The organism is Aquiflexum gelatinilyticum (assembly GCF_024813435.1).
Lineage (GTDB): Bacteria > Bacteroidota > Bacteroidia > Cytophagales > Cyclobacteriaceae > Cognataquiflexum > Cognataquiflexum gelatinilyticum.
The window spans coordinates 160,148-175,819 of sequence record NZ_JANAEZ010000010.1 but is presented as its reverse complement, the minus strand read 5'-3'; the positions used below and the strand labels follow the sequence as shown (position 1 = coordinate 175,819).

Genomic DNA, 15,672 nt, shown 5'->3' with positions numbered 1-15,672 from the left:
CATTCGCTGCCAATGTTTGTATCCCCACAAACATCCTCATTCTGAATTTTCAATTCATCATTAATGATTTCCCTTCCTTTTTCCTTTTAAAAAATTTCCAAACCTCTATCCAAAATACCCCTAAAGAAGAAATCAGCAAGGAATAGAGCAGCGTATTGAAGCTCACGGCTTCAAAATCAAACACCTTCAAAAAGGAAGGAATGGTCAAAATCAAAACCAAAAGGGCAAGTGAAATTCCCAATACAATCGGAACAAGTTTATTTTCGTAAGTCAAAGTTTTAACTACTGAAAAATAGAATGACCTGTTCACAAGTGTCAGAAAGATATTACTGAACACCAAAGTGGAGAAAATCAAAGTCCTGACCGTTGCTTCGCTATTTCCGGAATTCATCAGAAAATACCCAAAACCCAAACAAGCCCCAGTAATTGCCAAACCTTGAACCACACTCAAAGAGAGTTCTGACCAAGAAAAGAAAGTCTGAGACATCACCCTAGGCGGCTTGTTCATGGAATCCGGCTCGATCGGTTCATTTTCAAATACAATGGAACAGGTCGGCCCCATGATCAGTTCTAGAAAAATCACATGGATCGGGGTAAAAATCACGGTAAACTCCCAACCCAAAACCAAAGGCAACAATACTATCAAAATGATGGGAATATGGATTGAAATGATGTATTGGATGGCTTTTTTGAGGTTTTCATAGATCCGTCTACCCAGTGCAACTGCTTCGGTCATGTGTCCCAAATCGTCATCCACCAGCACCAAAGCTGCGGCAGATTTAGCCACTTCACTGCCTCGCTTTCCCATCGCAATGCCAATATGGGCAGCTTTCAGTGCAGGACCGTCATTGACCCCATCCCCTGTCATGGCGACTACTTCCCCGTTTTGCTTGAGGGCTTCGACTACTTTGAGTTTGGCTTCCGGAAACATCCGTGCGAAAACATGGGTTTGCTTCGCTTTTTGCTGAAGTTCAGAGGACTCCATTGCCATAACTTCATCTCCGGTCATTATGGCCCCATCGGATTTCAATCCAACCTGCTCGGCAATTGCTGCGGCAGTTTGGGGATAGTCTCCGGTGATCATTTTTACTTCAATTCCTGCTTTGTAAAATGAATTCAGAACTTTCTCGATATTTTTCTTTGGAGGATCATAAAAAGCCAATAAGCCCAAAAACTCAAATTCGAATTCCTGTTGCGTCTTTGGGAAGGCATTATTGGATGGATCTGCTTTGCCAACTGCCAAAACCCTGAAACCTTTTTGTGTGAATTTTTCCACATTTTCCAAAACAGTTTTCTTTTCTGACCCTGACAATTTGGATTGATCTAATACTCCCTCCACAGCGCCTTTGACAGCAATGACTTTTTCCCCATTTCCTTTTTGAAAAATATGTGTCATGATCGGCGGCTTGCCACCAAGAGGATATTCATGAAGCATTTTGGCGGACTTTCTTTCATCACTTGGCGCCACCTTTTCATAAATTTCGTGAATGGATTTTTCCATTGGGTCAAATGGAAGGATTTCCGAAGCCCAAAGGGCGTATTCCAATGTTTGACTGAATTCAGGCATATCTTGGGTAAAATCCTGGAGACTTCCTTTTTCAATATCAAAAATCGCCCGAAGCTCCATCCTATTCTCGGTCAAGGTTCCTGTCTTATCTGTACAGATAATTGTTGCGGCACCAAGGGTTTCTACTGTATAGGGACTTCTGGTAATGACTTTGTTTTTGTAAAGACGGTAAGCACCAAGAGCCATAAAAGTGCTAAATGCGACAGGTATTTCCTCAGGCAAAATCGACATCGCTAAAGTCAATCCCTGAAGTAAAGCATTCAGAAGGTCTTTGGAAATCATGTAATTGATTCCCCATACTAATAAAAAAGCAATGGCACCAAAACTGACCATGTACCGGACAAAGCTTTTGATCTGGGTCTGCAGTGGGGTTTTGGTCTGTTCGATTTCCTCCAAACTTGTCCCTATTTTCCCCAATTTGGTGTTCCTGCCTATTGCATGGACCTCTGCGACGCAGTTGCCGGTATCGACCAAGGTACCCTGAAAAATAATAGGAGGATCCGAATCCCGGTCCTTGGAGAGGGAAAGGGATTCTCCTGTCAGTATACTTTCATTGACAGAAAAATCATGTGCTTCAACGATCTTCGCATCAGCCGGAATCAAGTTTCCATCTTCTACCAAGATCAGGTCTTTTACCACGATCTCTTCGGTTGGGATTTTGATTATTTCGCCATTTCGGTAAACTTTCGCTTGGGGACTGGATAACTTCTTGAGCGCATTGACAGCATTTCGACTCTTATTTTCCTGAAAAATAGAAATCCCCGAAACCAACCCGATGGCCACCAACATGATGATTCCTTCGGTAGTTTCTCCAAGAATAAAGTATATTGAGGAGGCAACAAGTAAAATAACAAACAGAGGCTCTTTGATGATTTCAAGTAAAATTCCCCAAATAGGATTTTTGGTTTTTTCACCCATTTCATTGGTTCCAAAAGTCTTACGGTTTGCGATTACTTGCTGATCACTGAGGCCTTTGTATTCCATAATTATCTAAAAATCAATGCGGAATCCAATTTAACATTTAATGGACTAATTACACCAAACATTTTTTTTACTGCAATGGAAAAGAAGGAATAGCAAGAGGTACAGATAATAATTGAGGAATGTTTTCTCTTTTCCGAAACGTACGCTAGGGTTTTCCAAGAGTAGGAAAGGATTTTGAATTTCCATCTTCCTGTTTATTCTACAAATGTTTGTGGCTCCACAAAAATTACATTCATCATTAATAATTTTTATTTTTTTTTATTCCTCAGGTGCCACAAATCCCTTCCTTATTTCGGGATGGCGGATTTCCCCACCGGTTGTTCCGGCTTCCTTGGCAAAGAACAATACCACAACGGCAAATAACAAGACAGCGATAGAGATAGAATTGGCAAGAGATTTTTGTTTCCAATTGGCCCAAAACCCAATCAATGAAAAGACTCCTAAACCATAGGAAAGGTAGGCAAAAGTCTCCGCGGCCTCTTCGTGATTCTCGATAAAGGTTTCTTCTATCCCTGGAAGGTTCTCGATTACCTCCTCCGCATCTTCACCGGTACCAAAAGCTGGAAGTGTAAAGAGTGCACCAAGAATAAATAATCCAAACGCCGTTCTTTTGAGTAATTCCGAACGGAAAGCAAAGCCGGCAAGCATGACCAAAAACCCAATGATAGGAATGATGATAGGAAAATGGTTGAAAATAAGATGAAGGTGAGCAGGATTCATAGTCGTTTTGGTTTAGTATGGTTTCTATTTGATCAATTGAAATCCTCCTTTTGAGAGAAATATTGTTCCCGGCTTGAAGGATATCTCAGGTTTTACCTCCACCATTTGGTCATCTTGCAGACCTATTTCAACTTTGGTTTTTTTGAAATAGTAGAGGTCATTTTCTGTTTGGGTCATAGCCAATACATAATTGACTTCATCAGAATTGATTACCGCTGCGATGGGCAATGCCGTATTTTTACTGCTTTTGACAGCGATTTTAGCTTCTATAAACATCCCCGGAACGAGTAAGTCCCCTTCTTTTTCGTTGTCCAGGTGGACATGGATATTGAGCATCCTCTTTTCATTGATGGACTGTCCGATGAGAAATATCTTTCCTTTGAATTCCCTGCTTTTATTATCAGGCAGATAAAAAGTAACCTCCTGACCAATTTCCAAGGCTATGGCATCCTGTTCAAAAACATTGAGCTCAATATGCAAGTGATCCTTATTGATGATGGTCAGGGCGATATCTGAAGGATTCAGATAAGTTCCCTGATTGACTTTGATGGATTCGATATATCCTGAGATCGGTGCATAGATATTAGCCTTTGAGGTAATTTTGGATGCATCCAATTGAGTCGATGAAATATTGACCAATTGGAGCATTTTTCTGAGACTCTCAGTTTTGGCCAATGTACTTTTGTAATCAGACTCAGCTTTTGCAAAATTCTTTTGAGAGGATATATTCTCAGCATTGAGTGTTTTTTGACGTTCATAGTCAGACTTGAGATAAGTAAGCTGACTCATCGCATCCAGGTAATCCTGCTGCATCTGGACAAATTCAGGGTTTTCGATCGTAAAAAGGACTTGCCCTTTTTGGATTTTTTGACCTACCAAAAGGTCAAATCGGATGATATTTCCTCCAAAGTAAGAACTCACATCAAACCTCCCTTCAGCCGGAATATTGACCATGCCATTGGTCAGGATAAAATCTGAAAATGTATGTTCTGTTAGTGAATCCAAAGCCATTTGGCCTTTTTCAAACTGGGCTTTGCTGATGATGATTTCATTCAGTTCCTTTTCTTCCGAAATCACAATCGATTGGTCTTTTTCTGCACCGCATGCTGAAAACATCCAAGTCATGACAGTTGAAAGTAACACTATATAAATTTGATTTTTCATAATTTAAGGATTGATCAGGTAATTGATTTCCAATACAGTCATGTTATATTCCTGCAGGTTTGTGAGGTAATCGACCTCAATGTTTCTTGAGTTTTCGATCAGTAAAACATATTGAAAGAAGTCGATCTCACCCCCTTTGTAGGCTTGGTTTCCCTGTGCGATCAGCTGCTTGCTGAGTTGCTGCCCTTCTTGGGTATAAAAGGAAATTGCCTCTTGGAACTTTTGTAACTCGATTTCCAATTGTACCCTTCTGTTCCTCAGTTGGAAGGAATAATTTTCTGCGGCAAGGTTGGTTTGGAGGAGTTCAAACTTGGAGGAGTTGATTTTAGCTTTTTGGGCACCAAACCAAAGCGGGATAGAAACGCCAACCTGTACACCTGGATAAATCCTGGCATTCGGCCCGGTATTCGTCCCACGGAAAAACTCCCCATTGAGATCAGGCAAAAGCCTTTGCCTTTCGAGGGAAAGGTTATCAGTCTTAAGGTTAATGGATTGTTGATAAAACTGGACACCAGGATGGTTTTCTAACTCCCAATTCTGAGTCAGCAAGGGCAAAAGTTCTTGGTCAGGAATTTCGAATTCCCGTCCCACTTGGATCAGTTGCTCCAGCCTGACATAAGCTTGGTTTTTGCTTTCGGTAGTCTGGAGAAGCCTTACGGAAAGTTCCCGCATCTTGCTCCTTGCAGTCAGTTTTTCAAGGTAATTGGTTTCTCCAAGCTCATATCTTCTACTGGCTGCTATGGAAAACTGCTGGTACAAGCTGTCCAAAAAGCGGTAATTGTTTTCCAATTTTTGGAGATAGACAATGGTATAATAAGTCTGTGAAACCTCTTTGATGATCTGATTTTGGGTCAACAAATATTGTTGTTGCTCCACCATTCCCAAGTCCTCATATACTTTCCGCTGACTGCCATAGACTGTAGGGAACTGCATGCTTTGGCTGATCCCAAACACTTTGTTTGAATAGCCATTCTCGGCAATGTCATTTTGGTCGTGCCTGTAAAATACCTGGGTTTTGTCTAGGTTGAATCCTGCAGGAATCATCGCCTTAGTAGCTTCTACTCTCTGTTGGGCAGATTTCAAACCTAGGTTGTTTTGCAAAGCTGAATCAATTGCTGAGGCAAGATCGATGGATTCCTTCTGGGCCAAGGCGTGGAATGGTATGTTCCAGGTCAAGCAAGCCAAGAGGATTATGAATTTAAGATTGGAGTTCATGGCTTTTTTTGGTAGAATGAAACATCGTGTATAAAACCGGAAGCACAATCATCGTCAGCAAGGTCGCCGAAATCAATCCGCCCACCACTACTGTGGCCAAAGGACGCTGAACTTCAGCACCTGCAGAGGTAGAAATGGCCATTGGCAAAAATCCCATTGCAGCCGCAGCAGCAGTCAAAAGCACCGGCCTCAACCTCTCTTTTGTTCCCCTTAAAATCAGCGACTTCAGATCACCATCATGTTCATTTTGTAATTCCTTAAAATGCTCGATAAGGACGATCCCATTAAGCACCGCAATCCCAAAGAGTGCAATGAATCCCACTCCTGCCGAAATGCTGAACGGCATTCCACGGAAGTAGAGCAACAAAATCCCTCCCACTGCCGAAAATGGAATCGCTGTATAAATCATAAGTGCTTCTTTGATAGAAGAAAGGGCAAAAAACAACAGCAAAAATATCAGCGCCAAGGCAATGGGAACTGCAATAATCAGCCTTGCTTTTGCCATATTGAGGTTTTCGAATTGACCGCCATAATCGATATAATATCCGTCTGGCAATTTGACTTTAGATTGGATGATTGCTTGGATATCAGTCACCACAGACTGCAAATCCCTGTTTCTGACATTGACACCGATAACAACCCTTCTTCTGGATCCATCTCGGGATATCTTAGCGGGACCTTTGTCCAGGTAAATTTCCGCAAACTCACTCAAAGGCAGGGAACTCCCATTTGGCAGGTTGACTGATGCCTGACGGATGTTGTCGAGGTCTTGTCTGAATTCTCCGGCAAATCTGACCACCAGGTCAAATTGTTTTTCACCTTCGAAAACTGTTCCTGCAGATTTACCTGCAAATCCCATCGTAATGATGTCATTCAGTGTGCTGATATTGATGCCATATTTGGCAATCTTCTCCCGGTCGTACCTGATTTTCATTTGGGGTAATCCGGCTGTCTTTTCGACAATGATATCCGCTGCTCCTTCTACATTCTGAATGGCTGCTTCGATTTCCTTTGCTTTTTGGTTGAGGATATCCAGGTCTTCCCCAAAAACCTTGATCGCAAGATCTGCCCTGACACCAGTGATGAGTTCGTTGAACCTCATTTCTATAGGTTGAGTGAATTCAAACTCCAAACCGGCGATAACAGAAAGTGAATCTTTGAAAGCGTCTGCCAATTCATCTTTGGTGGATACAGTTGTCCATTCCTTTGGTGGCTTTAAAGTCACGATGATATCGCTCTCCTCCATAGACATGGGGTCTGTGGGAATTTCGGCTGCACCAATTCTACTGACCACCTGATCCACTTCTGGAAATCCAAGCAGGATTTTTTCAATTTCGGTAGTCGTTTCGATGGTATTGCTGAGAGTGGTACCTGTCTTGAGAACAGGTTGGATGACAAAATCACCTTCATCCAAAGTCGGAATAAACTCCGCTCCCATCCGTGAAAAAACCGCAAAGGAAATGATGAGCAAAGCAGCCGCAAAAGACAGAACAGTTTTTTTCCTTTCGAGTGCCCACTCAATCGAAGGTTGATACAAACTGTTGATCCAATCTATCAGCCTGTTGGTGATATTCCTTTTACTTGGATCAGTAGCTTTGAGAAAAAGAGAGGAGACCACAGGCACATAAGTCAAACCCAAAATCATGGTTCCCAAAAGTGCAAAGCTGAAAACCTTGGCCATCGGGCCAAACATTTTTCCCTCCACACCGGATAAAGAAAGGATGGGAATAAAGACAATGATGATGATAATCTGCCCAAACACAGCCGAATGCATCATTTTGGAGGCACTTTCTATTGCTATTTTATCTTTTTGGATCCTTGTTTCAGCTTTAGATAAACCTAAGAGGAGACCATATTTTGCGGTCAACTGAAAAGCGATAAACTCCACAATAATGACAGCCCCATCAATGATAATCCCGAAGTCAATTGCCCCCAAGCTCATGAGATTGGCATCCACTCCAAAAATGTACATCAGGGACAAAGCAAACAGCAAGCTCAAGGGAATCACCGAAGAGACCACCAATCCCGATCTCAAATTGCCGAGCAAAAGGACTACCACGAAGACCACTATCAAACAACCCAAGATCAGGTTTTCCGCAATGGTAAAAGTGGTTTTTCCGATCAATTCACTTCTGTCCAAAAATCCATTGACCACAATACCTTCAGGAAGTGTGGGACTTATTTGTTCCAGTTTTGCTTTGACCCGCTCAATGGTAGCTTTGGAATCCGCGTCTTTGAGCATCATCACCTGACCAAGGACTTTTTCTCCCTGACCGTTTGCAGTTATTGCTCCAAACCTGTTTGCATGGCCAAAACCTACTTTTCCCAAATCCCTGACATAGATAGGAGTACCGTTGCGGTTGTCTACCACGATCATTCCGATCTCTTCCAAGGTCTTGACCTGACCTTCTGCACGGATGAAAAATGACTCATTGGTTTTTTCGATATACCCACCACCTGCGATGGCATTATTTTCCTCCAATGCCTTGAATACCTGTACCAAGTCGATATTCATGGCTTTGAGTCTTTCAGGGCTGACTGCTACTTCATATTGCTTCAAAAATCCTCCCCAAGTATTGACTTCGACGACACCGGAAATCCCGGAAAGCTGTCTTTTGACCACCCAATCCTGAATCGTCCTCAGGTCAGTAAGGCTGTACCTGTCTTCATATCCCGGCTTGACATCTATGATGTATTGAAAAATCTCCCCTAGACCCGTAGAAATCGGACCCATAAAAGGCTGTCCAAATCCTGCAGGAATATTTTGTTCTGCTGTTTTGATTTTTTCAGCAATGAGTTGTCTGGGCAAATAGGTGCCCATATTGTCCTCAAAAACTATCGTTACAACCGACAGCCCGAACTTTGATACTGACCGAATTTCCCTGACCCCGGGCAAATTGACCATCTCCAGTTCGATGGGATAGGTCAGGTATTTTTCTACATCTTCGGTGGAAAGATTCCGGGAAGTGGTGATCACCTGGACCTGATTGTTGGTCACATCGGGCACAGCGCCAATGGGAATCTGCGACAATGAATATATGCCAAAACCTATAAGACCAAGAATAAAGAGAAATACGATGATCTTATTTCCTACACTCCAACGGATGATTTTGTCTAACATGGTTTCAAGACTTTTACTTCAGAAGAAAAAATGGTTAAGGATAGAATTCGAGATGGAAATTGATTTTGATGGTGTCTTCGGTTTTGACCAACATAAAGCTTGGCCGTTCGACATTGTAGGCTTCAAGAGATACAGGAATCTCCCCCTCGACCTCCAAACCTTTATCTTTCTTTTTGGCTATTGCCTTGAATTGAACAGGTTTTGTCACCCCATGGAAAGTCAGGTTTCCCTTGACATCCAGTTCTTCATTTTGTTGGGAAATGGAAGTACTGACAAACTGGACTTTGGGATATTTGAGCGATTCCAATACTTCCAGTGCATGCGAATCCCGACTGGAGTTTTGACTGTCAAAGCCGGAAACCATGGCGCTAACTGCTACTTTTTGGATGGTATTTCCGGTATCATCAAGGACAATCACGGCATTTACGTCTTTGTTGACACCTGTCCAGTCATGGAGTGAATGGCTGGCACTGTAGGAAATTTCCGAGGTATCTTTTTTGGCCTTCATGCTGACACTTGGCAGATTAAGTCCGGAACCCACTATAAGTAATATTAAAATCTGGTAGATTTTCATGTGTTTAAATTTAGAATTTCATGACAATGGTCGCTCCTGCAAATGCTCCAAATGCGGTAAATGCTGCTGCTTTATGGAATTTGGCATATCGGGGATCTTCGGCTTTCTCGGCTAACATATTGGTCGCTACCATGGCTGTAAAGTGAATGGAAGCCAGGATTTTGTGTGCTTTGATGGAATTCAACCCTTTGACTTCTTTGGAAATAAGAGGCGGAGGTGAAAAGAGCGAAAGAGCAGCACCTGTAAAATACCCGATATTCACTGCTGCTGCCAGGCTTTCGTGAGCATCCTTAAGTTGGGTTTCGCCGTTGTAAAGTTTTCCGCCGACTATCCCTTGGGCGATCATCCCGGCCAAAGTTGCATATCCGAGGATCTGATGCGTCACAAGCATGGTTCTTCGGATTTTGAGTTCTTTGATCCGGTTTTCTTCATTGAGCGGCATGATGCCTGTTCTTCTCAATAGTCCCCTTTCACCCCAGAATATTCTTTGGGTAAACATGATTTTGTCAGGAAGCAATTTGACTGGTTCTTCAATTTCCGAATCCAAAGACAGCAAAAGGCTATCAACGTCTTGGGCTAAAGCAGAATATGAAGTCGCTATGAGCATGGTAATAATTGTAATGAACTTTTTCATGGTGGGGGAAGTAAAAAGGCCTATGTTGGCTCAAATGTATCCCGGGTAACCTTTGGCTTTCCTTAGGGAATTCTTAAGGTTTGCTTAAAAAAATATGGCTATCCTTTTCTTCGCCTATGGCCTAAAAATCTACTACACACAAGGCTCCTGAACGGATGGAATTGCAAACCGAAGTTTCAATCTTAGTCCCTATCCCAAAATGGTGTCGTTATAGTTATAGGTACACTGTATCTGATGTACTCAAAAAATTAAACCTTATCCGGAAAAATAAGCCGTACAGCTGTCCCATGACCTTTTTCACTTTGAAGGGAGATTGAAATTCCCAGTTGGTCACATAATTTTTTTACAATCGAAAGTCCCAATCCGGAGCCCTGAACTTTGCCCAGTTCAGGCGAATTTTCACGATAAAAAGGATTAAAAACTTTAGCTTGAGCGTCTCTTTCAATGCCGATTCCATTGTCTTTCACTTCAAGAATACCCGCAGAATTTTCTCTCCAGATTGAAACTGAAACTTCTGTGTCTTCCTTGGAATATTTCAGGGCATTTTGAAGGAGGTTGTTCAATATGATAAAAACCGATTTTTCATTTGACTGCACATAAAGAGGCAATTCAGACCGGTTTTGGAAATGGACCTGTCTCCCTTTGCTTTTAAAAATCGAATCTGTCACTTCCTGTGCTATACTACCAAGATCAATTTCATGGATATCCCAGGCATCTTTTTGGAACCTTGCCAAGGCAAGCAATTGGTCAATGATGCTGTTGAGTTTATCAATTTCCTCCAGACCTGATTTTACTTTGGCGATGTATTCATGCTGTTCCCGGGGCTTACGGATCAACACCTCAAAATTTCCTTTGAGCACAGAAAGCGGTGTTCGGAGTTCATGAGAGGCATCCGAAGTGAATTGTTGCTCTCTTTTCATGGCCTCTTCCAACCTTTCGAGCAGGTCGTTGATGGCAACTGTAAGCGCTTTTATCTCATCGTTATTTTCCGGAAGGGGTATCCGCTCGTTGAGATTTTTCTGGGAAATCATTTTTGCCCTTTTGGTGATTTTATCTACAGGCTGGATACTCTTCCCAGCCAAAAACCTCATCGTCAAAAAAAGCGATATCAAAATAAGAGGGTACAAAAGAAATAATATTATCCTGAGGTTATTGAGTAAGTTTCTTGACTCCTCAAATGAAGTAGCGACAAGGAGGTAGCCCTCAATTTTTCCCTCATGTTTTAAAGCAATCTGCATTTGTCGTAACTCCTGATTTCCCAAAAACTGGTTATACCCTTCTTTGGCAGACGAGTGCCCTTCTATAAAACCAAGCCTAAGGTTTCCCAGATTAGGTGAATTATCAAGTTGATTGCCTTCCGGATCTACGATTTCTATAAAAATGGGATGAAACTGAATTTCCTTATGCTCCTCCTCTTCCCATTCGTCTTTATGCGAAAACCTGATCTTTCCATCCACGACTGTAATCTGATCTTGGTGAACTTTGGTCTCTAAAGCTAAATCCTGGTCGATGATCCTGATTAGGGTCCAGTTTGCGACCCCATATATCAGCCAAAAAGCAAGCAATACAATCAGTGCCGAAGCTCCGGTGAGATAGATTGAAAGCCGTATTTTGTAGGGCAGATTCATATTTCCTGTGCCATGTAGCCGACACCTCTGATAGTCTGTAGGTAATTATCTTCTTTGCTGAGACCGAGTTTCTTTCGGATGGAATTGATAAAAACATCGATCACGCCAGTGTCATATTCAAAATGGATATCCCATACGCTTTCTATGATTCTACTTCTCCGGCATACTTTCCCTTTGTTCCGGATGAGATATTCGAGTAGAGCAAATTCTTTTTGCGTTAGGAAAACTTCCTTTCCATCCTTTTCTACCCGATGGTTTTCGGTATACAAAACGATCGGTCCAAGGGTGAAATTCAATTGCTGTCCCGATTTTGGTCTTAGCTGCACCCTGATCCTGGCAAGCAATTCTTCAAAATGAAAAGGCTTTCTGATGTAATCATTCGCACCCGCCTGCAGTGCAAAGACTGCTTCATCAGAAGTATCTTTTGCGGTAAGAAATATCAGAGGCGTATCAGGAAAGGCTTTTCTGAAGTTTCGGGTAATTTCTATTCCACTCATTCCGGGAAGCATCCAATCCACCAATAAGAGGTCGTAATCTCCACTTAAGGCTAACTCCAAGCCATGTTTCCCTTCATCTGCCACGTCTACTGCATAGGATTCCTCTTCAAGTCCTTGTTTCAAAAAACCTGAAATCCCCTTCTCATCTTCTATTACCAAAATCCTCATGATCTGATATTTTCCATTTTTCTCAAATTACAAATTCTTTCCATTTTTCAAGATGATTAAGTAGGTGAAATCACCTCAATAAAACAAAAGCCAACCATCTAGTTCAATTTGATTTGGAAAAAGTGTTTTGGCTTTTTGGACCATAATGGGGCTCTTGCCGTCATTTTTGATCATTAAAACAGATTGGTCAGGCATCTTTTGTGATAACCAATCCGGATCATCTTTAAGGTTAATCAAATTGGCTTTCCATAAATCGTCTTTTTGAAATTGGGTTTCCCTATTCAGATCAGCCGAACCGTCGTAGAGAGAGATTATATTTTTATCCATCAAAAATGACATGGAGGGTATCCTTCGGTTGTAGACCAAAATATGTCGGGCTTCCGGAAGTTCATCATTGATAAAAGCAGCCACGTTTTTTTGGTCATTGACGAGTCCTGAATTATTTCCCATAAAATAGGTTGATGCAGCAGTGATTCCCACGATAAATAAAAATGCGGTCAGGACAGCCCTTTCCTTCGACTTGATAGGAACAATCCGCATGGAAATCAAAAGAGCGGCAGTCAGAATAAGGATATAGAAAAACTTATAACTGAGGACAATCCTCGGGTCCAAAAGCGGACTAAATCCCAAACCTAAAATGACAATAAGTTGAAACCAAAACTGAATCTTATCCCAAAAAACCTGACTTTTTTCAGGCAAATTTGACCATATGAGAGCACCTGCAAGTGCTATGGCGGGAAAAATTGGAAGGATATAAAGGACAAGTTTGGATTGGCTCAGGGAGAAAAATACCAAAGGAATAAAGATCCAAGCCAGTAGTAGGGACAATCGCTTATTTCTTCCAAGCAAGATTTTTTTGGCCTGAAATAAAATAATCCAAATCCAAGGAAAGGCAGTTACTCCGACGATGGCAAAATAATACCAAAAGGGCTGACTTCTGCTGAAGGTATTGGTGGAAAACCTTTGGATTGTATGTTTGAAAACAAAATAATCTAAAAATTGCCTGTCTTCAATATATAACAAAACAAACCAGCTAAGTCCGATTATAAGGAATATTCCCATGCCTAAAAGATGACCGAAGAGATTTCCCAGTTTGGTTTTTTGACTGATTTTTTGAAATAGCAAGACTGAAACCGGAACTATCAAAACCACAGGGCCTTTAGTCAGAAAACCAAGTCCAAGGAACAGGTAGAACAAGAGCAAATGCCTTCTTTGCTGAGCTTTGAAATACAAAAACCAGGAATACATAGCAGCCAAGACAAAGACCGCGAGGTATGCATCGGTTGTTAAAGCCCTTCCCGAGACAATTATGATGGAAAATGATGCGAAAATCAGAGCAGCATAAAATGCAGTTTTTCTATTTTCGAAAAATAGCTTCCCAATCTGAAAGACTAACATGACCTGTACGAGGATGGCGATTTGTAAGATAAAACGTGCAGCCCATGAAGAAATTCCGAATACCTTATACGCTAATGATGTAATCCAATAAGTCATCGGGGGCTTATGATAATGATAAATTCCCATCAATGTAGGATGGATATAATCACCGGAAGTCAACATTTCTTTTGATATCTGAGCATACCTGGCCTCACTGCCTTCGGTTACTTCCCAGTTTCCAAGATTAAAAAACAAAACCATTCCCATAAAAACCATGAGCGTAGGGAGTCTGAAATCTCTGAACTTTGAAACCAAAGAAACAGGCTTTTTCAATATAGGCTGGTAATGGATGTACATGTTGCGAAAGTAAACAACCAAACCAAATGCTTGCCCAATAAAGAGCACCGCATCCTGCCTAAATATTGCGTAAACCGATATCATCAATGCCCCTGCAATGCTGATATACCAAAATGAAATCGGGAAGGCAGACTCATTGAGTTTCTCCGAATGCAACCATTGAATCACAAATCTGGAGGAAAAGATTACCTGTCCTACTGTTCCCCAAGTCAAAAGTAACCCGTCTATTTCGGGATTGTCCATGAAATTTTGCCAATTGAAATTCAAACCGAAAACCAGGAAACTAAACAGGAGTGCAGGTAGCATAAAAGCAAATAACCGTACCGTATATGGCAACCTCCCCCAATCACCTTTGATCTGAAGGTTACGGATGTAAATGACATACCCAATCAGCTGGCCTCCAACAATAACGATGTCGTTTTGGATAAACCCATAAACAACAAGGAAAAAAGAAGCAAGTAAACTCAGCTTCCAAAACAAAGCAGGTGATTCAACTTTTTGGGATTTTTCAGTCTGGAGTAATTGGACCACAAACCTTCCAGCAAAAAGTCCCTGGGCAGTCAAGCCTAGTCCCAACACCAAAAGATTATTCATGATACACCATGGTTTTGGAAAGGTGCATTTCCTTTACGGAATAGCTGATTTTCCTTTTTTTTAATCTATATACTAGAATCAAATCCAACAAGGGTTGAACCATTCTGTTGAAGGTGTTAAATTTCGATTTGCCTTCAGTCCTTGGGAAATGACTGACAGGAATAACCTTTATCCTTCCACCATAGATCTGGGTCAAGGCTGGGAAGAATCTATGAAAACCATTGAAATAAGGAAGCTTCGAAGCAAATTCTCTATTGAAGATTTTCAGGGGGCATCCTGTATCCTTCATACCGTCCTTCAATAATGAATTCCTGATCCAATTGGCAAAGGAAGAAGATATTCTTTTACCTATTCCATCTTTCCGGTTCTGCCGCTCACCCGTCATCAGGTCAAAGGATTGAAGGTGATTCTCAAATTTCAGGAAGTCCCTTGGGCTGGTCTGGAGGTCCCCATCGATATAGCCTACCCATTTGCTTTTGGAATAATCGAAACCTGCCTTAATCGCCGCACTTAAACCCTTATTGGTTTCAAATGAAATAAAGCCAAATCCTTCATTTTGGGTACAAATTTCTTTGATCAAAGATAAACTACCGTCTGTCGAACCGTCATCTACAAAAAGTGTAAAGATCTCAAACTTGGATTTTCTGCGATAATGATCAACTTCGGACCATATCTTTAGAATATTTCCTTCTTCATTGAATACAGGTATGATAATCGTGATACCATTCATTTTAAAAATGTTTTTCTCCAAACAATGTGTCAAAGTTCATTCTCCAATCTTAAGATTGGCTTAAGAAAAACTTAAATAGGCCTTAAAAGAATGGGATCTAATTCATGGTATCTTTGTGAAGAATAGAGTAAAAAAAAGAAATAAGAATCGGATTTCTCTTAAATATTCATTCTTTCATCTCTTTGAATGCAAAGCTTTCCAAAAATTCTGCATTAAACCATGGTAGCAATATAATCATCGGAGATGAATCCACATCAAGCTAGAAAAAGAGCCAAAACCTAGGCATTTTCCATTTTTTATTAAGATTCAAGCGATTTCATAATGTTTTTTGGATCTCAGGGT

11 protein-coding genes are annotated in these 15,672 nt (G+C 41.3%); all 11 read right to left on the bottom strand.

What is annotated here, in order from left to right; translation table 11 throughout:
• Nucleotides 1–49 precede the first annotated feature (49 nt).
• The 11 genes from NK987_RS18930 to NK987_RS18880 all read right to left on the bottom strand — a co-directional run bounded on the left by NK987_RS18930 (nt 50) and on the right by NK987_RS18880 (nt 15,330).
• Nucleotides 50–2,551: a cation-translocating P-type ATPase gene (locus tag NK987_RS18930; protein WP_259265134.1), complete on the bottom strand. Its 2,502-nt coding sequence runs from the start codon at nt 2,549–2,551 to the stop codon at nt 50–52.
• 258 nt (nt 2,552–2,809) lie between these two features.
• Nucleotides 2,810–3,271: a hypothetical protein gene (locus tag NK987_RS18925; RefSeq protein WP_259265133.1), complete on the bottom strand. Its 462-nt coding sequence runs from the start codon at nt 3,269–3,271 to the stop codon at nt 2,810–2,812.
• A gap of 24 nt (nt 3,272–3,295) precedes the next feature.
• Nucleotides 3,296–4,435, bottom strand: coding sequence for an efflux RND transporter periplasmic adaptor subunit (locus NK987_RS18920; protein WP_259265132.1), 1,140 nt, complete (start codon nt 4,433–4,435; stop codon nt 3,296–3,298).
• Nucleotides 4,436–4,438: 3 nt separating this feature from the next.
• Complete coding sequence (locus tag NK987_RS18915) at nt 4,439–5,650, bottom strand: TolC family protein (RefSeq protein ID WP_259265131.1); 1,212 nt, start codon at nt 5,648–5,650, stop codon at nt 4,439–4,441.
• Entirely contained in the window at nt 5,634–8,771 is a 3,138-nt protein-coding gene (locus NK987_RS18910; RefSeq protein ID WP_259265130.1) for an efflux RND transporter permease subunit, read from the bottom strand. The genes NK987_RS18915 and NK987_RS18910 overlap by 17 nt, the downstream gene beginning before the upstream one ends.
• 34 nt (nt 8,772–8,805) lie before the next feature.
• A complete protein-coding gene (locus NK987_RS18905) occupies nt 8,806–9,345 on the bottom strand; it encodes a YceI family protein (protein WP_259265129.1) in 540 nt (179 codons plus the stop codon).
• Between the two features lie 10 nt (nt 9,346–9,355).
• Nucleotides 9,356–9,979 (bottom strand): hypothetical protein, encoded by a 624-nt coding sequence (locus NK987_RS18900; RefSeq protein WP_259265128.1) that lies wholly within the window; start codon nt 9,977–9,979, stop codon nt 9,356–9,358.
• A gap of 248 nt (nt 9,980–10,227) precedes the next feature.
• Nucleotides 10,228–11,607 carry a sensor histidine kinase gene (locus NK987_RS18895; protein WP_259265127.1) on the bottom strand — a complete coding sequence of 460 codons (1,380 nt, stop codon included), beginning with the start codon at nt 11,605–11,607 and terminating at the stop codon, nt 10,228–10,230.
• Nucleotides 11,604–12,272, bottom strand: coding sequence for a response regulator transcription factor (locus NK987_RS18890; RefSeq protein ID WP_259265126.1), 669 nt, complete (start codon nt 12,270–12,272; stop codon nt 11,604–11,606). The genes NK987_RS18895 and NK987_RS18890 overlap by 4 nt, the downstream gene beginning before the upstream one ends.
• A gap of 75 nt (nt 12,273–12,347) precedes the next feature.
• Nucleotides 12,348–14,600 (bottom strand): lipid-A-disaccharide synthase N-terminal domain-containing protein, encoded by a 2,253-nt coding sequence (locus NK987_RS18885; RefSeq protein WP_259265125.1) that lies wholly within the window; start codon nt 14,598–14,600, stop codon nt 12,348–12,350.
• Nucleotides 14,593–15,330, bottom strand: a complete 738-nt coding sequence (locus NK987_RS18880) for a glycosyltransferase family 2 protein (protein WP_259265124.1) — start codon at nt 15,328–15,330, stop codon at nt 14,593–14,595. The genes NK987_RS18885 and NK987_RS18880 overlap by 8 nt, the downstream gene beginning before the upstream one ends.
• Nucleotides 15,331–15,672 lie beyond the last annotated feature (342 nt).

Excerpts from the sequence above, each read along its gene's own strand:
- NK987_RS18930 (WP_259265134.1), bottom strand. The coding sequence starts at position 2,551 with ATGGAATACAAAGGCCTCAGTGATCAGCAAGTAATCGCAAACCGTAAG.
- NK987_RS18925 (WP_259265133.1), bottom strand. The coding sequence starts at position 3,271 with ATGAATCCTGCTCACCTTCATCTTATTTTCAACCATTTTCCTATCATC.
- NK987_RS18920 (WP_259265132.1), bottom strand. The coding sequence starts at position 4,435 with ATGAAAAATCAAATTTATATAGTGTTACTTTCAACTGTCATGACTTGG.
- NK987_RS18915 (WP_259265131.1), bottom strand. The coding sequence starts at position 5,650 with ATGAACTCCAATCTTAAATTCATAATCCTCTTGGCTTGCTTGACCTGG.
- NK987_RS18910 (WP_259265130.1), bottom strand. The coding sequence starts at position 8,771 with ATGTTAGACAAAATCATCCGTTGGAGTGTAGGAAATAAGATCATCGTA.
- NK987_RS18905 (WP_259265129.1), bottom strand. The coding sequence starts at position 9,345 with ATGAAAATCTACCAGATTTTAATATTACTTATAGTGGGTTCCGGACTT.
- NK987_RS18900 (WP_259265128.1), bottom strand. The coding sequence starts at position 9,979 with ATGAAAAAGTTCATTACAATTATTACCATGCTCATAGCGACTTCATAT.
- NK987_RS18895 (WP_259265127.1), bottom strand. The coding sequence starts at position 11,607 with ATGAATCTGCCCTACAAAATACGGCTTTCAATCTATCTCACCGGAGCT.
- NK987_RS18890 (WP_259265126.1), bottom strand. The coding sequence starts at position 12,272 with ATGAGGATTTTGGTAATAGAAGATGAGAAGGGGATTTCAGGTTTTTTG.
- NK987_RS18885 (WP_259265125.1), bottom strand. The coding sequence starts at position 14,600 with ATGAATAATCTTTTGGTGTTGGGACTAGGCTTGACTGCCCAGGGACTT.
- NK987_RS18880 (WP_259265124.1), bottom strand. The coding sequence starts at position 15,330 with ATGAATGGTATCACGATTATCATACCTGTATTCAATGAAGAAGGAAAT.